Origin of the sequence: Arthrobacter sp. PvP023 (assembly GCF_017832975.1) — a bacterium.
GTDB lineage: Bacteria > Actinomycetota > Actinomycetes > Actinomycetales > Micrococcaceae > Arthrobacter.
The window spans coordinates 212,929-232,532 of the sequence record NZ_JAFIBI010000001.1; the positions used below are offsets into that span (position 1 = coordinate 212,929).

The window sequence follows — 19,604 nt, forward strand, 5'->3', positions numbered from 1 at the left end:
GTGGTGCTGCCTGCGTGCTGGGGCGCGGTTGCTTGGCGGAATTCTTTACTCCGCGAAGCGGTAACGGGGTGCGGCGAATGCGGTATTAGGCAAAAGCTTTGATAGCGATGCCGGCGTCGGAAAGCGCAGCCCTGACTGCGACGGCCATGGCAACGGCCCCGGGGGAATCGCCATGGACGCAGATGCTGTCTGCATTGATTCTCAGGATGGAGCCGTCCACGGTGCGGATGGCGGAGTCGGCAGCCATCCGCAGGACGTGTTCGGCCACCTGGGCCGGATCATGCAGGACGGCTCCGGGGAGCGAGCGGGAGACGAGCGTGCCGTCGGGGTTGTAGGCGCGGTCGGCGAAGGCTTCGGAAACAGCGCGGAGTCCGGCTGCTTCTGCGAGGCGCAGCACCTCCGAGCCGGGAAGGCCGAGGATGGGCAGTGAGGCGTCGATCGACTTGACGGCGTCCACGACGGCGCGTGCCTGGGCGGTGTGGGAGACGATCGCGTTGTACAGGCCGCCGTGCGGCTTGACGTAGCGGACGCGGGCGCCTTCGGTGGCGGCCAGCGCCTGCAGCGCGCCGATCTGGTAGACGATGTCGTCAGCCAGTTCGCTGGGATCGATGTCCACGAAACGGCGGCCGAAACCGGAGAGGTCGCGGTAGCCCACGTGGGCACCGATCATCACGCCGGCCTGCACCGCTTCGCGGCAGGTGCGGCGGATGACCGTGGGATCGCCCGCGTGGAAACCGCAGGCCACGTTGGCGCTGGACACTGATTGGAACATCGCCGTGTCGTCGCCCAGGGTCCAGCGGCCGAAGGACTCGCCTACGTCGCTGTTCAGATCCATATACACCATTGTGATCCTCGTCTCATTGATTTACTCCTACTAGGATGCACCAAATTTAGCGATTGTTCAACAATCCTTCGATTCAACGATGTGACGATCGTGTAAATTCTGGGGTATGGCCACTTCAGCAGCAGCAACCCGGGGCACCTCCGCAGCACTCTCAAGCGCATCAACGGCAGCAGCACGGCTGCGCGTCGCCGTGCCGTCGGTCGCAGACAGGGTGGCCGATGAACTGCGCCTGCAGCTGGCTGAAGGGGTCCTGCTCCCGGGCGCACGGCTGACCGAGTCCACGATCGCCGAGGACCTTGGGGTCTCCCGCAACACTGTGCGCGAAGCCTTTGCCGAGCTTGCGAGCGAACGGCTGGTGATCCGCCACCCCAACCGCGGAGTTTTCGTGGCGAGCCTGGAAGCCGGCGATATCCACGACGTCTACACCGTGCGCCGGACCATCGAAGTCAGCGCCATCCGCGGCGGGGGCAGCCCGGAAGCCGTGGCCGCCGTCCGGGCCGCAGTGGAGGAAGGCAAGCTCGCGGCCGCAGCGAACGACGACGAGGGGCTGGGCACCGCGAACCAGCACTTCCACGGCGCGATCGTGGCCATGGCCGGCAGCCGCCGGCTGAACACCATCATGTCCCAGGTCCTGGCCGAGATGCGGCTGTTCTTCCACAAGGCCACGATGGATGCGCACTTCTACAGCGGCTACCTCAAGGACAACGAGGAAATCTGCGAGGCACTGGAGGCCGGCGAATTCGAGCGGGCCGCCGAGCTGCTGCTGGCATACCTGGACCGTTCGGAAGAGAAGCAGGCGGAGGTCCACGGGGAGTAAGGCGGACCGCCCGCTTCAGGCCGCGGGAGGGGCCGTGGAGTCGCGGACAATCACCTGCGTGGCCAGTTCGACGCGGTGGGAATCCAAGACTTCGCCGCGTGCTTGGCGCAGCAGGGAGCGCAGCGCTGCGCGCCCCATTTCCTCCAGCGGCTGGGCCACGGACGTCAGCGCCGGGACGGCTTCCTGGCCCTGGCTTGTTCCGTCGAAGCCAATAAGGCTGATGTCGTCGGGGATCCTGAGACCATGCCGGCCAGCTTCACTCAGAACACCCAATGCGATGCTGTCGCTTCCGGCAAAGACGGCGGTGGGGCGCTGCTCGAGCTTGAGGAGGGCTTTGAGGCCGGCCACTCCGCTGTCCCTGCGGAACTTGCCGCCGGAAACAATGTACTGAGGGTCGACGGGTACACCCTGGGCCATAAGAGCCGCCATGTAGCCATGCAGGCGTGCCTGGTTGCATTCAGCCCCTTCGATGCCGCCGATGTAGGCTATGCGCCTGTGCCCGAGCTCCAGCAAGTGTTCCGTGGCTGCCTTGCCTCCGGCCCAATTTGTCGCTCCCACGCTGACCACATCGGCCGAGGGCGGGTTGAGGGGGTCAATCACGACGACGGGAATTTGCCGGCGCCGGAACGCATGCAGTTGCGCCTCGCTGAACGCTGACGTCACGACGATCATTCCCGCCCTGCCCTCGTCGATGATGCGCTGGGCCCGGCGCTCGGGGCTGAGCCGGGTTGAGGGGGTGGTTCCGGTGAGGCTTACCAGGATTTCGACATCGGCTCCGGCGGCGAACCGCAGTATCCCGTTCAGGACCTCAACCGTGTAAGCCGAGTCGAGGACGTCCAGGACCACCTCGACGACGGTGCCGGCCTCCGCCGCGGAACGGCGCTGCAGCGGGGACTGGTAGCCGGCCTGCTCCAGTGCGGCCAGAACGCGGGCGCGCGTTTCCGGCGCAACATCGTCACGGCCGTTCACCACCTTCGACACCGTGGGCGCCGACACTCCCGTCTGCCGCGCCACGGTGGCGAGCGTTGGCTTATCCGGACGGGTGGTGACTGCCATAGGTTTCGAAACCTTTCGATAGTTGCGACGATCCCATTCTGCAGAAACTGCGCTCCAGGGTCAAGGAGGCCCAAGCGGACGCGGAAAATATCATCCGACACTATTGACGGCCCCGCTTTCACGGCATTAGTTTAGACCGTGACCTAAATCACGAGTGCGAAATATTTCGAGACTTTTCCGGAGGCTCCGCCTTGGAATGCTCACAGAAGAAGCGATTACAGATGGAGAAGCAATGAAGCAACCCCAGACATCCCGGCGCTCTTTCCTCGCCCTTGCCGCCCTCGCACCCTTCGCCGCCGCGGTGACCAGCGCCTGCGGCACATCGGGGCCGGGCGCCTCCAGCGGAGGGGGCGCCAGCATGTGGTACCTCTCAGGTGAGCCGAACCAGACCACCATGCAGAAGGCTGTTGACGCCTTCAGTTCGGCGAACCCGGACAACAAGATAGCGGCGACCTACTTCCAGAACGACGCATATAAAACCAAGATCAAGACCGCGATCGGCGCAGGGCAGGCTCCCACCATCATCTACGGCTGGGGCGGCGGCACTCTGAAGACATATGCCGAGGCTAACCAGGTGGAGGACCTGACCAGCTGGTTCGGAGAGAACCCGGACTTGAAAAATAAGTTCTTCCCGGCCGCCTTCGGTGCCGCCACCGTCAACGGGAAAATCTACGCGGTGCCCAACCAGTACGTCGCCCCGATCGTCCTGTTCTACAACAAGGAACTGTTCGAAAAAGCCGGCGCCCAGCCGCCAAAGACCTGGGACGACGTCATGTCCCTCGTCAAAACCTTCAACGACATGGGCGTGGCGCCCTTCTCCCTTGGTGGACAGTCGCGCTGGACTTCCATGATGTGGCTTGAGTACCTGCTCGACCGCATCGGCGGTGCCGAAGTATTCACTGCCATTTTCGAAGGCAAACCCAATGCCTGGATGGACCCTGCCGTGATTGAGACCGGCACCAAGATCCAGGAGCTCGTCTCGGCTGACGGCTTCATCAAAGGCTTTTCCTCCATCGCCGCGGACTCCAATGCCGATCAGGCACTGCTGTTCACAGGTAAGGCCGCCATGATGCTTCACGGCTCCTGGACCTATGGCGCCATGAAGAAGGGTGGTCAGAACTTCGTCCAGGACGGGAAGCTTGGCTTCATCCCGTTCCCCACCATTTCCGGCGGTAAAGGCGATCCGAAGAACGCCGTGGGCAACCCCGCCGCGTACATGTCGATCTCCTCAAAGGCCACCGACAAGGAAAAGGAGACGGCGAAGAAGTTCCTCAAGGACGGCATTCTGACCGACACGGTCATAGACACCTACATCAATTCCGGATCCGTTCCCATTGTCAACGGCATCGAAGACAAGCTGGACACCTCGCCGGACAAGGACTTCCTGAACTTCGTCTACGACCTGGCCAAGAACGCACCGAACTTCCAGCAGTCCTGGGACCAGGCACTCAGCCCGACTGCCGCCGAAGCCCTGCTGAACAACATCGACCAGCTGTTCCTCAAGTCGATCACGCCGCAGCAGTTCGCCGAGAACATGAATGCCACCCTCGGAAAATGAGTAACACCGTCTCCACCGCCCCTAAGACTGAGGCGGCCGCCAGAACTGCAACCGCAAAAGGTGGGCAGCGTGACAAAGCCCTCGCCTGGCTGACAGCGCCCGCCTTGTTCTTCTTCGTGGCATTCGCCGTGGTGCCGCTGGCAGGTGTCCTCATCCTGAGCTTCGCCAGTTGGGACGGCATCGGTGCCATCGGATCAGCGGGACTGGGCAACTGGTTCTCAGTGCTTGCGGACCCCGGACTGTACAACGCCCTGGGACTGACCTTCCTGATCATGATCGCTTCATGGCTGGTCCAGACACCCATCAGCCTTCTTCTGGGTGTCTTCACCGCCGGTAGCCAGCGCTACCGGGCGGCCCTGGCGGTGCTCTATTTCCTGCCTTTGCTGCTCTCGTCCGCAGCAGTCGCCATCGCCTTCAAAGCCCTGCTGGACCCGAACTTCGGCCTGGCCACGGGCCTCGGACTGCCGTTCCTGGCCCAGGACTGGTTGGGGGTCCCGCACCTGGCCGTGGGTTTGGTCATCTTCGTGATTGCCTGGCAGTTCGTGCCGTTCCACACGCTCATTTACCAGGGCGGAGTGCGGCAGATTCCCAAATCACTGTATGAAGCAGCCGAAATCGACGGAGCGGGGACAATCAAGCAGTTCTTCCACATCACCCTCCCCCAGTTGAAATACACCATCATCACCTCGTCCACCCTGATGGTCGTGGGGTCGCTGACCTACTTCGACCTGATCTTCGTCCTCACCGGCGGCGGACCGGGGAACTCCACGCGGATCCTGGCCCTGGACATGTACCTGCGGGGCTTCCGGGCCAACCTTATGGGACCGGCAAGCGTCATCGCCGTCATTCTCGTACTCATCGGCCTTGCACTTGCCTTGTTCCTCCAGCGCCTTGGAGGCAAGGACAAGCAAGGCAGCCAATTGGAAGGTATGTAGGGTGAGCACCGTACTGAAAAGCAGCGCGGAGGAAACTTCCGCCGGCGCCCCGACAAACCCGGCCGCCCCCAAGCGGGGGCTGGGTTCACGGATGAGGCGGCTAAACGTCCCGGCAGGCCTGGGCGGCTGGATCTGGCTGGCCATCATCATCATTCCGGTCTACTACGTGGTGATCACCAGCCTGAAGACGCAGGCAGGCTACTTCGGCCAGAATCCGCTGGCCCTGCCCACAGAGCCAACCTTGGAAAACTACCAGATGGTCCTTGAGGCCGACTTCGCGAAGTACTTCATGAACAGCACCATCGTCACGCTGGGTGCCGTCATCCCGACGGTACTGATCTCGTTCATGGCCGCGTTCGCAATCGTCCGGGGCAAGGGCAGGTTCCTCAAACTGGTCAACGGCATGTTCCTGATGGGACTGGCAATCCCCCTGCAGGCAACCATCATCCCGATCTACCTGATGATCATCCGCCTCAACCTGTACGACAGCCTGCTGGCACTCATGCTTCCCTCCATTGCCTTCGCCATCCCGTTGACCGTGCTAATCCTGTCCAACTTCATCCGCGACGTTCCGAACGAACTGTTTGAATCGATGCGGCTGGATGGGTGCAGTGAGTGGCAGACCATGTGGCGGCTAGCTCTTCCACTGACCCGTCCCGCGATCGTGACCGTCGCCATCTATAACGGCCTGCACGTCTGGAACGGATTCCTGCTGCCGCTGGTCCTCACCCAGAGCCCTGGCCTGCGCGTCCTTCCCTTGGCGCTGTGGACCTTCCAGGGTGAATACAGCGTCAACATCCCGGCCGTGCTTGCCTCGGTTGTACTCAGCACCCTGCCAATCCTCGTGCTCTACGTCGTGGGCCGCCGCCAGCTGCTCAGCGGCCTCACCGCCGGCTTCAGCAAGTAGCCCGGATCCGCAAAGAAAGGACCTCCGATGACAAGAGTCAAACCCCTGCGCGTGGGCATGGTGGGCTATGCCTTCATGGGTGCCGCCCACTCCCACGCCTGGCGCACCGCACCGCGCTTCTTCGACCTTCCGCTTGCCCCGGAACTCACTGCCGTGGCCGGTCGGAATGAGGTCAGCGTCCGGGCGGCGGCCGGCAAGTACGGCTGGGACTCAGTGGAAACCGATTGGCGTCGCCTGATAGAGCGGGACGACATCGACCTCATCGACATCTGCACCCCAGGCAACACGCACGCCGAGATCGCTATCGCAGCGCTCGAAGCAGGCAAGCATGTCCTGTGCGAAAAGCCATTGGCCAACTCCGTGGAAGAAGCGGAAAAGATGACCGCCGTGGCACAAGCTGCGGCTGAGCGCGGTGTGCTGTCCATGTGCGGCTTCAGCTACCGCCGCACCCCTGCGCTGGCCCTCGCCAAGCGGATGGTGGATGACGGTCGCTTGGGGGAGATCAGGCACGTCCGTGCCCAGTACCTGCAGGACTGGCTCAGCGACGCCGACGCGCCGCTGACATGGCGACTGGATAAGTCCAAGTCCGGATCCGGATCCCTGGGAGACATCGGCGCCCACAGCATCGACGCTGCCCAATGGATCACCGGGCTCAACATCACCGGCGTCTCCGCGCTGCTGGAGACGTTCGTGAAGGAACGCCCGGTGGGCGGCGACTTTGTGGGGCTGGGCGGCCACGGCGGTTCCGATGGACCCCGCGGTCCAGTAACCGTTGACGACGCCGCGCTGTTCACTGCACGTTTTGAGGCAAGGCACGACGACGGCGCTGACGCCGGCTCAGTGCCCGGGAGCCCTGCCGGCCCCATCGGCATCTTCGAAGCCACCCGTTTTGCCCTGGGGCGCAAGAACGCGATGCGCCTGGAGCTGAACGGCACCAAAGGATCCATCGCTTTCGACTTCGAGGACATGAACTCCCTGCAGTTCTACGAATCCGCGTTGGAGCCGGACGCCGGATTTCGGAAGATCATGGTCACCGAACCCTCCCACCCGTACACCGCCAACTGGTGGCCCACCGGGCATGGCCTCGGTTACGAGCACGGATTCACCCACCAAGTGGTGGACCTTGTTACTGCCATCGGCGCAGGCGAGCAGCCCTCGCCGTCGTTCGCTGATGCCTTGCAGGTGCAAAAGGTGCTGGCCGCCGTCGAGGCGAGCGCGGACAATTCAAGCCGTTGGCAGAACGTCGACAAGGAGCCATCATGACCCGACCCATCACGCTCTTCACCGGACAATGGGCTGACCTGCCCTTCGAAGAAGTGGCACGGCTGGCTGGCGAGTGGGGCTTTGACGGCTTGGAGATCGCCTGTTGGGGCGATCACCTGGACCCGCAGCGCGTTGTGGAGGATGACGCCTACTTGCAGGCCAAACTGGATGTCCTGGACAAGCATCACCTCAGCGTCCATGCCATTGCCAACCACCTCACCGGTCAGGCCGTGTGCGATGATCCCATCGATGAGCGCCACAGGGACATCCTGGCTCCTGCGGTGTGGGGCGATGGTGAGCCGGAAGGGGTGCGGCAGCGGGCGGCCGAGGCGATGAAGACGACGGCCCGCGCCGCCGCCAGGCTTGGGGTGAAGACGGTCACGGGATTCACGGGCTCCTCCATTTGGAAATGCGTCGCAATGTTCCCGCCGGCCTCGGACGCCATGATCGAGCGGGGGTACCAGGACTTTGCCGACCGCTGGAATCCAATCATGGACGTGTTCGACGAAGAGGGGGTCCGGTTTGCCCTTGAAGTCCACCCTTCGGAGATTGCTTACGACTACTGGACCGCCAAGCGCACACTGGACGCGATCGGACACAGGGAAGGCTTCGGTCTGAACTTCGATCCTTCCCATTTCATCTGGCAGGACCTTGATCCGGTCATGTTCCTGCAGGACTTCGCAGACAAGATCTTCCACGTCCACGTGAAGGAATCCGTCCGGCAACTGAATGGCCGCAACGGGCGGCTGGGCTCCCACCTGCCGTGGGCCGATCCCCGCCGCGGGTGGGACTTCGTCACCGCCGGGCACGGCGACGTTAGCTGGGAGCCGATCTTCAGGGCACTCAACGCCATCGGCTACGAAGGACCTACCAGCATCGAATGGGAGGACGCCGGTATGGACCGGCTGGTGGGCGCTCCCCAGGCGCTGGACATGGTCCGTGACCTGGCCGCCATACGACCACCCGCTGCCGCGTTTGATGCCGCCTTTGCGACCCGCTGACCTGCAGTACAGAACAGATACCGACTCACACTGATACGCCCCGAAATGAAGGAAACCATGACAAGCAACAACAAAACAGCGCTGGTGGTTCGCGGCGGCTGGGACGGACACCAGCCGGTGGAGGCCACCGAGCTGTTCATCCCCTACCTTAAGGACAACGGCTACGACGTCCGGGTGGAGGAATCACCCAAGATCTACGCTGATACGGAATACATGGCCGGCGTTGACCTGATCGTGCAGTGCATGACGATGTCCACCATCGAGAAGGATGAATTTGAGGGGCTCCGCGCCGCCGTCGAAAACGGCACCGGCCTTGCAGGCTGGCACGGCGGCATCGCCGATTCGTACCGCAATAACTCGGACTACCTTCACCTGATTGGCGGCCAGTTCGCCTGCCATCCGGGCAAGCACGCTGACGAGCGGACCGGCGAGCAGTCGGACAACTACGTCCCTTACACGGTGGACATGCTGCCAGCTGCCGCCGAGCACCCCATCACGCAGGGCATCGCTGACTTTGACCTCGTCACGGAGCAGTACTGGGTTCTCAGCGACGACTACATCGACGTCCTGGCCACCACCACTCAGAAGGTCCGGGAATGGGATCCGTGGAACCGGGAGGTCATCTCGCCTGCCATCTGGACCCGCCAGTGGGGCAACGGCAAAATCTTCGTTTGCACCCCGGGCCACCGCATCGAAGTCCTGCAGGACAAGAACGTCCGCACCATCATTGAAAGGGGTTTGCTGTGGGCAAGCCGTTGAACGTAGGAATCATTGGCTGCGGCAAGATCGTGGCCCAGTACCTGGCCAGCTTCCGCAGGCTGGAGCAGGTGCGTCTGGTGGCTGTTGCAGACCTTGACACTGCCCGCGCACAGGAGGTCGCAGACAGCTACGAAGGCGTCCGGGCCGTCTCGGTCGATGAGCTGATTGCGGCCCACGATATCGACCTCGTCCTAAACCTCACTATCCCCGCCGCCCACGCCGACGTTGCGCTCAAGGCCATCGCTGCCGGCAAGAGCGTTTACGGCGAGAAACCGCTCGCTGCCACCACCGAGGAAGCCCGGGAGGTTATAACCGCCGCCCGCGAAGCCGGCGTTGTGGTCGGCTGCGCCCCGGACACAGTGCTGGGTACCGGCATCCAGACGGCAAGGAAGGCCATCGACGACGGCCTGATCGGTTCCCCGATCGCGGCCACGGCTACTATGGTCACCCCCGGCCACGAGCGCTGGCACCCGAATCCGGACTTCTACTACCAACCCGGTGGCGGACCGCTTCTGGACATGGGCCCCTACTATGTCAGCGCTCTCGTGACGCTACTGGGTCCCGTCGTCTCGGTAATCGGCGCCGCCAGCCACACCCGCACTGAGCGCACCATCGGCTCCGGCGAGCGTGCCGGACAGGTAGTTCCGGTGAACATCGACACCCACGTCACCGGTGTCCTGGTCCACGCGTCGGGGGCCCTTTCGACCCTGGTCATGAGCTTCGACGCCGTGCAAAGCAAGTCCCCCAATATCGAAATCCACGGGGAGAAGGGTTCGCTCTCCGTTCCTGACCCCAACCACTTCGACGGCGACGTGGAGATCTTCCGGCTCGGCGGCGAATCTTGGGAAACGCTCCCTGTATCCGCCGGATACATCGACTCGGGCCGCGGCTACGGCATCGCGGACATCGCGGCAACACCTGCGGGCGCCGAGCCCCGCGCCGGCGGGGCCCTGGCGTTCCACGTGCTCGAAGTAATGGAGTCCGTGCTCGCGGCCGCGCACACGGGAGCCCCGATGCGGATTGCCAGCACAGCCGAGCGGCCCTCGGCCGTCGCATTGGCGGATCTGGCCGCACTGCCCCAAGAAATCAACTCCTAGCTAAGCCATCCGGCCCCGCATCCGCTCCACATCCGCGACGCCGGCGTAGGCGGCCTGCGTTCCCTTCCGGGTGGCGGCGAGTGCCGCCGCCACGGAGGCGAAGGCAGCGGCTTCGGCCAGCGGCTGTCCGGCGGCGAGCCGTGCGGCCACGGCGCCGGTGAACGCATCGCCGGCGCCCGTGGTGTCCACGGCATGGACCTTGACCGGTGCGATCCGGGTGACACGGTCCGTCCCCGAAACCAGCGAGTCCAGGACCACCGAGCCGCTGGCCCCCAACGTGACCAGGACCCGCCGCAGCCCGCGCTCGGCGAAGCGCTCCCGGACCTGGTCCCACGCGGCGTCGTCCGCTTCGGCGCCGGGCATCTCACCCGACCCCAGGAACAGCGACGCCTCGTGCGCGTTGACCAGCAGCACGTCGGCCAGGTCCGCCAGGCTCTGTGGGATCTCGCCGTAAGGCGAGAGGTTCAGCAGGACTGTCGCGCCGGCGTCGTGCCCTGTCCGGGCGGCGGCTTCAACGGTGTCCAGGCTGACCTCGAGGCAGAGACACACCACGGAAGCGCCGTCGAACGCGTCCGCTGACGCCGCAACGTCGGCGGGAGCGAGGGTTCCGTTGGCACCGGCGGAAATGATGATGTTGTTCTCGCCGTGCGCGTCCACCGCGATCACGGCGACTCCCGTGGCGGCGGACTCCGAGGTGCGCACGTGCGAGATGTCCACGCCGGCGCCGGCGGTGGAGGAGAGGAGCATCTCGCCGTTGGAGTCGTCCCCCACGGCGCCGACGAGGCTGACTACCCCGCCCAGCAGGCTTGCCGCCACGGCCTGGTTGGCGCTCTTGCCTCCCGGATTCACCGCGAATCCGGTGCCGTGGACCGTCTCACCCGGCAGCGGAAGCCGTTCGCAATAGATGGTCAGGTCCGCGTTCAGGGAGCCGACGACGACGATCCGGCCGTGCGTTTCGGGTCCGGCGCTCATTCGGCCACCTCGGCTTCAACCGGCTTGGGGATCAGGAGCGAGGCACCGAAGGCGGCAACGGTGATGACCAGGCCGACCACCACGACGGTCAGGTACGACGCCTTGGCGTCGCCGAGGGCCGAGGTTGCCACCAGCACGGCGGGCAGCACCAGGAAGCTGAGTCCGGCGCCGAGGTTGAAGGCACCTGCGTTCATGCCCGGCAGGAAGCCCGGGTTTCCGGCGGGCGAGAGCACCACTCCGAGTCCGTTCAGCATGATGTTGACCGTACCGGCGTACATGATGCCCAGCAAGACCGTACCGGCGATCATCATCGGCAGGCTCCCCAGGCCGAAGAAGGCGATCAGGGCCAGCGCGGCGATACTGCCCAGCAGCCCGATGCGCAGCACCCTGGTGTAGCCAAGGACCGGCGCCAGCCTGCCGCTGAGCGGGCCCACCACCCAGCCAAGCAGGGCATACGGGGTCAGGATGATCAGCGACATTTCCGTGGGACCCACTCCGAAGCCCGGAGCCGCCGCCTGTACGTAAGCGGGGACGATGCCATTGATGACGGCGAAGATTCCGGTCATGGTGAGCGTGGTGGTCAGCAGGGGCGCCCAAGTGGAGCGCTGGCGCAGGTGGACGGTTTCCACCATGGGCTGCTTGGAGCGCTTTTCCACGGTCCAGAACGCGTAAAAGGCGAGCGCGGCGACGGCCACCAGCCCTACGGCCAGCATCAGGGTGCCCGCCGAGAAGCCGCCCACCAGCTTGGAGCCCTCGTTGAGGGCGGTCAGCAGCGCGCCGACGGCCACAACAATGAAGAAGACGCCGAGCCAGTCCATGGTGGTGCCGGCCGCGGGCTTGCTTTCGCCGGCCAGGAGCGCGATCAGCGCTGTAGCCACCAGTGCCAGGACCACCATCAGCCAGAAGATGCTGCGGAAGCCGAAGTGCTCGGCAAAGTAGCCGCCCACGAAGGAGTCAACGCCGGCCACGCCGCCGTTGACCGCCGTGATGAGGCCCATGAGCGTGCCGTATTTGCGAGGATTGCTGACGGCGGAGCGCAGCATGATCAGGCACAGCGGCACGGTGGGGCCGCTGACGCCCTGGATGATGCGGCCCACGAAGAGCCACGTGACGTCCGGGGCGAGCGCGGCGATGACCGAGCCGACGGCCATGAGCAGCATCATGCCGATCAGGATCTTCTTCCGTCCGATGATGTCGCTCAGGCGCGGCAGGAAGAGGGAAAACAGCGCGGCCGCAGTGAAGAACCAGGTCTGGGACAGGCCGATGACGGCCTGGTCGGTGTTGAGTTCCTTCCCCATGGTCACCAGGGCCGGGCTGAGCATGGAGGCATTGAGCTGGAACGCCACGCAGGAGGCCAGCAGGGCCACCATCAGGGCGGTCACGTTGCCGCGGGCGGTCTTGGTTTCGGTGAGGGTGGTCATTTACTTGACCCCTCCGGTTGCCGCGCCGACTGAGACGGCGGCCGGTGCCGCGAGCGCGGGTTCGCCGATCCGGATGAGGGCGTCGGTGACGAGGTCCCAGAACCTTTCGTGGTCCAGGTCGACGGCAACGGAGGTGTTGCAGTCTGCCGGGGCCGGGGCACGGAAGTCTGCAATGGTCATCCCGAGGGTCAGCCTGCCGTGCAGTTCGATGTCCACCGGAACCTTGCGGGTGGTGACAATGCTGGGATCGATCACGTAGGCCACGGCGCAGGGGTCGTGGACCGGCGGGTGGTCGAAGCCCTGGGCGTCCTGGTAGGTCTTGGTGAAGAACTCCATCAGTTCCATGACGAACCTGGCGGGTCCGGTTCCCACGGCGGCGATCTTCTCCACCACTTCGGGGGTGGCCAGTGCCTGGTGGGTGAGGTCCAGGCCCACCATCACTACGGGCCATGCCTCGTTGAACACGATGTGCGCGGCTTCAGGATCGATGATGATGTTGAATTCCGCCACGGCGCTCCAGTTGCCCACGTGGTAGCCGCCGCCCATCAGGACCACTTCCTTGACGCGTTCAACGATGCGCGGTTCCTTGCGGGCCGCCATGGCGATGTTGGTGAGGCCGGCGGTGGGGACCAGGGTCACGGTGCCGGGCTCGTGCTCCATAACAATGTCAATGATGAGGTCGACGGCGTGGCGCGTGTCCAACTCGATGGCGGACTCGGGCTGGGCGGGGCCGTCCATGCCGGATTCGCCGTGGATGTCCGGCGCGGTTTCGATGGTGCGCACCAGCGGGCGGCCGCAGCCGGCGGCGAAGGGGACGCCCGTGATGCCGGCGATCGTGCCGACGGACAGGGCGTTGCGGGTGACCTTCTCGAGGGTCTGGTTGCCCACCACCGTGGTGACGGCAAGCAGTTCGATATCGGGGTTGCCGTGCGCCAGCAGCATGGCCACGGCGTCGTCATGCCCGGGGTCGCAGTCCAGGATGATCTTCTTGCGGGCAGGGGTCACGGGGTTGGGGTCCACGTCTATCTCCACGTCGTTGGGGGCCCGCCCGGAGGCAGGGTGCAAAAGCAAACAGGGAGATCATGACAGCTCCGCGGTACTTACGTCAAGCGCTTAACGTGAATTGCGTTAAGCGCTTGACGCCTTGCGCGGCAAGCAGTCTCACGTGGAACGGCGCAGGCATGCACCTGGCCCACTACGATCGAGGGTATGGATTCCGCGCACCACGTACAGCATTCACCGGGCACGGGACCCAAGGCCGCCGCGCCGCGGGTCACGGCGGCCATGGTTGCCGCCCGCGCGGGGGTTTCCACGGCCACCGTTTCCCTGGTGGCCAACGGCAAGACCCGCGGCCGCGTGTCGGAGGACAACATTTCGCGGGTGCGGGACGCCATCTCCGAACTGGGCTATGTGGTGGACGGCATCGGCAGCTCCCTGGCCAAGGGCGTGAGCTCGATCGTCATCCTTGTGGCGCCGGACATCTCCAACCCGTTCTTCGCCAAGGTGATCACCGGTGTGCGCGAATCCCTGGGCGCCGACTACCAGCTGCTCCTGTCCGTCACGGAGGCCGGAGAGTTTCCGCAGGCCGATGACGTCCGGAAGCTGACGGCGCTGCGGCCCGCAGGGCTGCTGGTGGACGCCCCGGACGCCGAATTCCTGGAGGAACTGTCGGCTGCGGGCCCGCTGGTGCTGCTCGACGCTCCCGGTCTGGAAGCCTACGCCCCGTCGGTGAACCTCGACGTGGCGCACGGCGCCCGGGAGCTGGCGGCGCACCTGGCCGCTGCGGGGCACAAATGCGCGGCTTACGTGGACAGCGTGACGGGCACGGCCACCTTCGACGTTCGGCGCACCGCGTTCCTCGAGGAAGCAGCGGAGCGCGGGATTTCAGTGCCGCCCGAATGCATCATCAGCACCACCATCGACGTCGGGACCGCGGCCGCGGCGTTCGCCCGGGCATGGCCGCAGTGGCAGCGGAACGGGGTTACCGCCGTCGTCTGCGGTACCGATACGCAGGCCTACGGCGTGCTGCAGGAAGCCCGTGTTGCGGGAGTGCGGATCCCCGAAGAACTGGCGGTGGCGGGATTCGATGACCTGCCGTACTCCGCGACCAGCAATCCGGGCCTGACAAGCGTTCACCTGCCGGCCACGCCCCTCGGGCTCAAGGCCGGCGAGCAGTTGCGCTCCCTCATGGAGGGCCGCCCGCTGGAGCAGCCCCAGGTGACACTGGAAAGCTCCTTGGTGGTTCGCGGCTCCACAGCCTGACGAAACTCCCTCAGCGCTGGTTCTGGTCCACGCGTTCGCGCTGCCGCCGGTACGCCCTGATCGAAACCCAGGCAATCAGGGCTGCAAGCGCGGCGTAGACGGCGTAATTGAGGTATTTGGAGTACTCCTCGATGAGGTGGTACTGCGCTCCGAGGAGCACACCGAGACCGATCAACAGGGCATTCCAGAGCCCGCTCCCGGCAATGGTAAAGATGCTGAACGTGGCCAGGTTCATTTTCTCCGCGCCGGCGGGCAGGGAAATCAGGCTGCGCACCCCGGGCAGGAACCGGCCGAAGAACACCGCCGATTTGCCGTGGCGCTGGAACCAGTCGGCGGCTTTCTCGAAGTCCTCGCGGTCCATCAGCGGAAGCCGGGACAGCCCGCGGATGGCACGCTCCAGGCCAAGCTTCGCGCCAATCCAGTACAGCAGCAGCGCACCGGCGTAGGCGCCGAGCGTGCTGGTGAGGAACACGAGGGCCAGGCTCATGCTTCCCTGCTTGGTGAGGAAGCCCGCCAGCGGCAGGATGACCTCGCTCGGGATGGGCGGGATGATGGTTTCGGCGAAGGTGAACAGTCCCACGCCCCACTCCCCCAGCGTATCGATGCCGCGGGCGGCCAAGCCGGCTATCCCCGTGAGCTCGTCAACGGCGTTTGCGGTAGTCATGACTGTCCTTCCTGAGTGTCAGCGGGCTGCGGGACGGAACCGCATGAAACCGAAGGCGGCGGAGAGCAGGAGCATCCCGCCGCCGATGGCCACCAGGTATCCGGCAAGTGGAACGGTCCCTGCCCCGGCCCTGCCGGAATCCGGCAGGGCGGCTGCCAATGTCCGGGCTGAGCGGGACGGCATCGGCGATGACGCCTTAGCCGGCGTGGCAAAGCCTGCACCTGACGGCGTTCCGGCGGATGCTGAAGGGGCGGTCGCTGTCCCCTGGCCGGCCACACCTTCCTGCGACGGCAGGTTTTCCGCGGCCGAACCGGGAACTACGGGCTGGGTGTCTGCGGGGCCGGAACCGCCCTGCGCGGGTCCGGGGCTGGCTGGCCCGGCCGGGGCGGTCGGCGCCGATGCGGGCGCCGGGGAAGGCGGGCCGCCGGAAACGCAGAACCCGCCCGCGGCAGCCGGAACCTGCTTGTCCGGGCAGGGTTCGGCACTTGCCGGTGCGGCGATACCCAGCAAAAAGAAGGCGACGACGGACAGCACCGCGAGGATGCAGGGAACCAGTCGACCGTTGCGCATGTCACCCTACGCTACCCGCTCCGGCGAAATCCGTCCTGCCACCCGGCGGCCCGACCCTAGCGCAGGGCTGTGAAGCGGGCGGGTGAGCCCCCGCCGTCGGCGAGGTCTGCAAGTATCCGGCCAATGGCCGGTGTGAACTTGAAACCGTGGCCGGAGAAGCCGGCCCCCACCACCACTGGACCGAAACGGTCCAGCACGAAGTCCTCGTTGGCGGTGCTGGTGTACGTGCAACTGATGGGAACCGCCGACTCCGCATCCACGCCCGGCAGCCACTCCCGGACGTAGCGCACCAGCGCCTGAAGCTGGACAGGTTCGGGGGTGAAGCTGCGCGCGTCCGGGTCCGTCACCGGCCCCACGCCGTGCCAGCCGGCTTTGATGCCCTCGCCCGGGGTGAGCATTCCGTAGACGGGGCTGTACCAGTACGCGTCGCGGGGATCATCCGGGTCCGGGTTGTGGTTGAAGCTGGGCCAGGCCAGTGAGTCGTCCAGCGGCGTGAAGTGTGCCGGCTGCTCCTGCGTGACCACAAGCCCCGGCAGCGTGACCCGGTTCCCGAGAAGCTTGCCGGTCCACGCGCCGGCGGTGACCACCACACGGCGCGCGGTGATCTCGCCGGAGTCAATGACCACGACGGCGCGGTCGCCGTCAACGCGGATGTCGCGGACCGGCGTCGAGTATTCAAAGCGGGCGCCGTGCGCCTCGGCGGCCTGGCGCAGCGCCAGCAGCGCGTCGGCGGCGCGGACCCGTCCCGAGCCGGGCACCACCAGGACGTCACCCCTGAAGTTCATGCCCCGCCAGCGCTCCGCCGCCTCTGCCGCCGGAATGAAGTGGCTCTCAATGCCCCGCTCGGCGTGCGACGAACGAACGTCCCGCAGCCGCCGGACGTTGCCGTGGTTCACCAGGCCCACGAGGTCCAGGAGCTGCGTGCCCGTTGCACCCTCGAGCTCGTCCCAGAGGTCCTTGGCCTCGGTGACCAGGTCCAGGTAGTCGGGCTCGGCGTAGGCCATGTTGAAATTGCGGGTCGCGCCGTGGGAGGCGCCGATGTGATGCCCCTGTTCAAACTGCTCCAGGAGGACAACGGACCTGCCGCGGCGGGCAAGCTGCCACGCGGCAGCGGATCCCATCGCCCCTCCGCCGACCACGACGACGTCAACTTCCACCACAGCTCCACCAGACTCGATCCCGCGGCCTCGCCAAGAGGCCTGTTGCCGGGACCTATTCTTCCGGATTGACCGGCTCAGCCCGCGAAAGTTACATCCTTGCTGTCCTCAACCGCAGCGGTGCGGCCGGGAGCCGTGTGGTATTTCCAGTAAAGGTTGGTGTGCGCAATGACCTTGTCCGGCGGCGGGGCACCCCACTCGCTCTGGTCCTCCGTGGTGTGCGCGTCACCAACGAGGGTCACGTCGTAGCCGCGGACAAAGGCGCCGTGGATGGTGGACCGGATGCACTCATCCGTCTGCGCGCCGGTCACCACCAGGCGCCCGACTGCTGCTCCGGCCAGTACGTCTTCCAGGTCGGTGTCCTCGAAGGAGTCCGCGAACGACTTGTGCACCAGCGGTTCCGGTTCCTGCCGCTTCAGTTCCGGCACGAGCTCCCAGGCATCGCTTCCCTTCGCCAGTTGCCCACTCGAGTGCTGGACCCAGACGATCGGGACGCCTTCGCTCCGCGCTTTGTCAACGAGGGTGGCGATGTTGGCGACGACGGCGTCGCGCTGGTGCACATCGGCCACCACCCCGTTCTGGACGTCGATCACCAGCAAGGCGGTGTTGGGTCGATCCGACAGTGTGGTCATAGCGAGCTCCTCGGTTTGTGCCGGGACATGCTGCGGCCCTGGAGTGGCAATCCGTTGCATGCATTTTACGTGGGCTTAACTTGATCGGTCTTGTGAGCCTACAAGGGGCCGCGACAGACTTGAAGCACTTGATGAACCGATCAATTCTGATCGTTCGACCAGACCAGCGGACGTTGTTCGCAGAGATGCGTTCGGCCCGTTTCGCGGCGAAGCTGCCGGCGGGCCGGCTCCGCAGACCGGAAGGATTAATTATGGCCGGCAAGTTTGAAGTTTTCGTCGATGCAGAGTTGCAGTACCGCTTCCGGCTGACGACGCCGGAAGGAGCCGAGCTTGCCGTGTCAGGCGCCTACCGCGACAAGCCGTCGGCGGTGGCGGCCATCGAAGCGGTCCGCGAGTGCGCGGGAATGGGGCTGATCAGCGACCTCTGCCCTGCTAGCAGTTCGGTCCCGGCACCCGCCCAGGCACCGGCTGCTGCGACGCCTGCCCCCGTCCCCGCGGCCTGCGACACCCGGCGGTTCCCGGTTGACGGCTTCCGCAAGCACGCCGCGGCCCGCCGGGCCCCGGCCGTTCCGCACTGGTCGGGGGCAGCCTGACCCGCGGGCGGTAACGTGGTACGCAGTAGAGGGAGCATGCTGCGACCTGCCGCGCGGAGGGATTCACGTTGCCAGAAGATTCGAACACCGGAGCGCCGGATCCGAGGGGCCGGCTGACGTCCCGGATCCTTCGTGGCGGCACTGAGCCCGATCCGCGGTTTACCCTGGCGAACGAGCGGACGTTCCTGGCGTGGATCCGGACGTCGCTGGCCCTGCTAGCCGGGGGCGTTGCGGTCGAAGCTTTTATGGCTGAGCTCTTGGGTCCCGAACTGCGCAAGACCATTTCGGTCCTGCTGCTTGTCCTGGCGTTGCTGATCGGGGGCGGCTCGTTCTTCCGGTGGGTGAACGTGGAACGCGCCATGCGGCGAAAAGCACCTATGCCGCTCCCGCTCATGGCCCCGGTGCTGGCCATCGGCGGGGCCCTCGTGGCGGCCATCATGGTGGTTTTCGTGATCGTCCGGCCGGCCTGAGCATGGCTTCCCGAAGCGGCGCCGCATGGCACGGCGATTCCGGCCTCCAGCCGGAACGCACTGACCTGGCCTGGAGCCGCACCACCCTGTCCATGGTGATCGCTGCGTCCGTTTTCCTGCGGTGGATGCCCCACCACGGCTGGTTCGTCGGGACGCTCGTCGGCGGTGCCGTCGTCACCGCACTGGCCATCAATCTCACCCAGAAACGCCGGTTCCACCGGGCCGTCCGGGGCATCAGGCAGGAGACCATGCCGCCGCACATAGGCTCGACGGCGGCGGTCGCCGCGAGCGTCGTCGTCCTCGCCCTGCTGGGGATTTACACCGTACTGTTCCTCCCGCTGCAGCCGTGAGCGGGGCGTGACGCGACAGGCGTGACGCCCTGCCGCGGCACCGGGCGGCCGGTCAGAAGAGCGTCAACTGGCCGTCTGGTGATCCGTTGGAGTCGGGCAGCGCCCCTTCGGGCGAGTTCATTCCCACCATTTCCTTGACGTCCGGAAGCAGCTCGCCAATGCAGGTCTGACCCTCCAGCACCGGGATCACCGCCATGTTTGCACTGCCATCGGTGCTTGAATCTGCCACTGGGTGAGTTTATTGCAGGGCACCGACACTCACGGTGCGACACTCCA

22 protein-coding genes are annotated in these 19,604 nt (G+C 65.5%); 12 read left to right on the top strand and 10 right to left on the bottom strand.

The window, feature by feature from the left end; translation table 11 throughout:
* Window positions 1–85: 85 nt before the first annotated feature.
* A complete protein-coding gene (locus JOE31_RS00980; RefSeq protein WP_209741731.1) occupies window positions 86–844 on the bottom strand; it encodes a LamB/YcsF family protein in 759 nt (252 codons plus the stop codon).
* A gap of 106 nt (window positions 845–950) precedes the next feature.
* On the opposite strand from JOE31_RS00980, the gene JOE31_RS00985 reads away from it, so the two are divergent.
* Entirely contained in the window at window positions 951–1,661 is a 711-nt protein-coding gene (locus JOE31_RS00985; protein WP_209741732.1) for a GntR family transcriptional regulator, read from the top strand.
* A 15-nt stretch (window positions 1,662–1,676) separates the two neighbouring features.
* Here the strand turns inward: JOE31_RS00985 and JOE31_RS00990 are convergent, their stop codons facing one another.
* Window positions 1,677–2,717 (bottom strand): LacI family DNA-binding transcriptional regulator, encoded by a 1,041-nt coding sequence (locus JOE31_RS00990; RefSeq protein ID WP_209741733.1) that lies wholly within the window; start codon window positions 2,715–2,717, stop codon window positions 1,677–1,679.
* Window positions 2,718–2,949: 232 nt separating this feature from the next.
* Between JOE31_RS00990 and JOE31_RS00995 the strand changes: the two genes are divergently transcribed.
* Genes JOE31_RS00995 through JOE31_RS01025 form a run of 7 tightly spaced genes read left to right on the top strand, consistent with a single transcriptional unit; the run spans window position 2,950 to window position 10,237 of the window.
* Window positions 2,950–4,275 carry an extracellular solute-binding protein gene (locus JOE31_RS00995; RefSeq protein ID WP_209741734.1) on the top strand — a complete coding sequence of 442 codons (1,326 nt, stop codon included), beginning with the start codon at window positions 2,950–2,952 and terminating at the stop codon, window positions 4,273–4,275.
* Window positions 4,272–5,210 (top strand): carbohydrate ABC transporter permease, encoded by a 939-nt coding sequence (locus tag JOE31_RS01000; RefSeq protein ID WP_209741735.1) that lies wholly within the window; start codon window positions 4,272–4,274, stop codon window positions 5,208–5,210. Before JOE31_RS00995 ends, JOE31_RS01000 begins: the two co-directional genes overlap by 4 nt.
* A gap of 1 nt (window position 5,211) precedes the next feature.
* The gene (locus JOE31_RS01005) at window positions 5,212–6,117 is read left to right on the top strand and encodes a carbohydrate ABC transporter permease (protein WP_209741736.1); all 906 of its coding nucleotides are present in this window, start codon (window positions 5,212–5,214) and stop codon (window positions 6,115–6,117) included.
* 27 nt (window positions 6,118–6,144) lie between these two features.
* Entirely contained in the window at window positions 6,145–7,380 is a 1,236-nt protein-coding gene (locus JOE31_RS01010; protein WP_209741737.1) for a Gfo/Idh/MocA family protein, read from the top strand.
* Entirely contained in the window at window positions 7,377–8,381 is a 1,005-nt protein-coding gene (locus JOE31_RS01015) for a sugar phosphate isomerase/epimerase (RefSeq protein ID WP_209741738.1), read from the top strand. Before JOE31_RS01010 ends, JOE31_RS01015 begins: the two co-directional genes overlap by 4 nt.
* Window positions 8,382–8,438: 57 nt before the next feature.
* Complete coding sequence (locus JOE31_RS01020) at window positions 8,439–9,140, top strand: ThuA domain-containing protein (protein ID WP_209741739.1); 702 nt, start codon at window positions 8,439–8,441, stop codon at window positions 9,138–9,140.
* The gene (locus tag JOE31_RS01025; RefSeq protein WP_209741740.1) at window positions 9,125–10,237 is read left to right on the top strand and encodes a Gfo/Idh/MocA family protein; all 1,113 of its coding nucleotides are present in this window, start codon (window positions 9,125–9,127) and stop codon (window positions 10,235–10,237) included. The genes JOE31_RS01020 and JOE31_RS01025 overlap by 16 nt, the downstream gene beginning before the upstream one ends.
* Here the strand turns inward: JOE31_RS01025 and JOE31_RS01030 are convergent, their stop codons facing one another.
* Genes JOE31_RS01030 through JOE31_RS01040 form a run of 3 tightly spaced genes read right to left on the bottom strand, consistent with a single transcriptional unit; the run spans window position 10,238 to window position 13,662 of the window.
* Complete coding sequence (locus JOE31_RS01030) at window positions 10,238–11,209, bottom strand: ribokinase (RefSeq protein ID WP_209741741.1); 972 nt, start codon at window positions 11,207–11,209, stop codon at window positions 10,238–10,240.
* Entirely contained in the window at window positions 11,206–12,630 is a 1,425-nt protein-coding gene (locus JOE31_RS01035; protein ID WP_209741742.1) for an MFS transporter, read from the bottom strand. The genes JOE31_RS01030 and JOE31_RS01035 overlap by 4 nt, the downstream gene beginning before the upstream one ends.
* On the bottom strand, window positions 12,631–13,662 hold the full coding sequence (locus tag JOE31_RS01040; RefSeq protein WP_209748042.1) for a nucleoside hydrolase: 1,032 nt from the start codon (window positions 13,660–13,662) through the stop codon (window positions 12,631–12,633). It abuts the gene before it with no gap.
* A gap of 252 nt (window positions 13,663–13,914) precedes the next feature.
* On the opposite strand from JOE31_RS01040, the gene JOE31_RS01045 reads away from it, so the two are divergent.
* Window positions 13,915–14,892 carry a LacI family DNA-binding transcriptional regulator gene (locus JOE31_RS01045; protein WP_209748044.1) on the top strand — a complete coding sequence of 326 codons (978 nt, stop codon included), beginning with the start codon at window positions 13,915–13,917 and terminating at the stop codon, window positions 14,890–14,892.
* A 10-nt stretch (window positions 14,893–14,902) separates the two neighbouring features.
* Here JOE31_RS01045 and JOE31_RS01050 read toward each other — a convergent pair whose 3' ends face one another.
* The 4 genes from JOE31_RS01050 to JOE31_RS01065 form a co-directional block, all read right to left on the bottom strand.
* Complete coding sequence (locus tag JOE31_RS01050; RefSeq protein ID WP_209741743.1) at window positions 14,903–15,556, bottom strand: DedA family protein; 654 nt, start codon at window positions 15,554–15,556, stop codon at window positions 14,903–14,905.
* An 18-nt stretch (window positions 15,557–15,574) separates the two neighbouring features.
* On the bottom strand, window positions 15,575–16,126 hold the full coding sequence (locus JOE31_RS01055) for a hypothetical protein (protein ID WP_209741744.1): 552 nt from the start codon (window positions 16,124–16,126) through the stop codon (window positions 15,575–15,577).
* 56 nt (window positions 16,127–16,182) lie between these two features.
* Window positions 16,183–17,283 carry an FAD-dependent oxidoreductase gene (locus tag JOE31_RS01060; protein WP_209748046.1) on the bottom strand — a complete coding sequence of 367 codons (1,101 nt, stop codon included), beginning with the start codon at window positions 17,281–17,283 and terminating at the stop codon, window positions 16,183–16,185.
* A gap of 77 nt (window positions 17,284–17,360) precedes the next feature.
* On the bottom strand, window positions 17,361–17,915 hold the full coding sequence (locus JOE31_RS01065; protein WP_209741745.1) for a cysteine hydrolase family protein: 555 nt from the start codon (window positions 17,913–17,915) through the stop codon (window positions 17,361–17,363).
* A 251-nt stretch (window positions 17,916–18,166) separates the two neighbouring features.
* Between JOE31_RS01065 and JOE31_RS01070 the strand changes: the two genes are divergently transcribed.
* The 3 genes from JOE31_RS01070 to JOE31_RS01080 all read left to right on the top strand — a co-directional run bounded on the left by JOE31_RS01070 (window position 18,167) and on the right by JOE31_RS01080 (window position 19,328).
* The gene (locus JOE31_RS01070) at window positions 18,167–18,508 is read left to right on the top strand and encodes a DUF1508 domain-containing protein (RefSeq protein ID WP_209741746.1); all 342 of its coding nucleotides are present in this window, start codon (window positions 18,167–18,169) and stop codon (window positions 18,506–18,508) included.
* Window positions 18,509–18,576: 68 nt separating this feature from the next.
* Window positions 18,577–18,978: a YidH family protein gene (locus JOE31_RS01075; protein ID WP_011689945.1), complete on the top strand. Its 402-nt coding sequence runs from the start codon at window positions 18,577–18,579 to the stop codon at window positions 18,976–18,978.
* A gap of 2 nt (window positions 18,979–18,980) precedes the next feature.
* Window positions 18,981–19,328 carry a DUF202 domain-containing protein gene (locus JOE31_RS01080; RefSeq protein ID WP_209741747.1) on the top strand — a complete coding sequence of 116 codons (348 nt, stop codon included), beginning with the start codon at window positions 18,981–18,983 and terminating at the stop codon, window positions 19,326–19,328.
* Window positions 19,329–19,380: 52 nt separating this feature from the next.
* Here the strand turns inward: JOE31_RS01080 and JOE31_RS01085 are convergent, their stop codons facing one another.
* Window positions 19,381–19,557, bottom strand: a complete 177-nt coding sequence (locus tag JOE31_RS01085) for a hypothetical protein (protein ID WP_209741748.1) — start codon at window positions 19,555–19,557, stop codon at window positions 19,381–19,383.
* Window positions 19,558–19,604 lie beyond the last annotated feature (47 nt).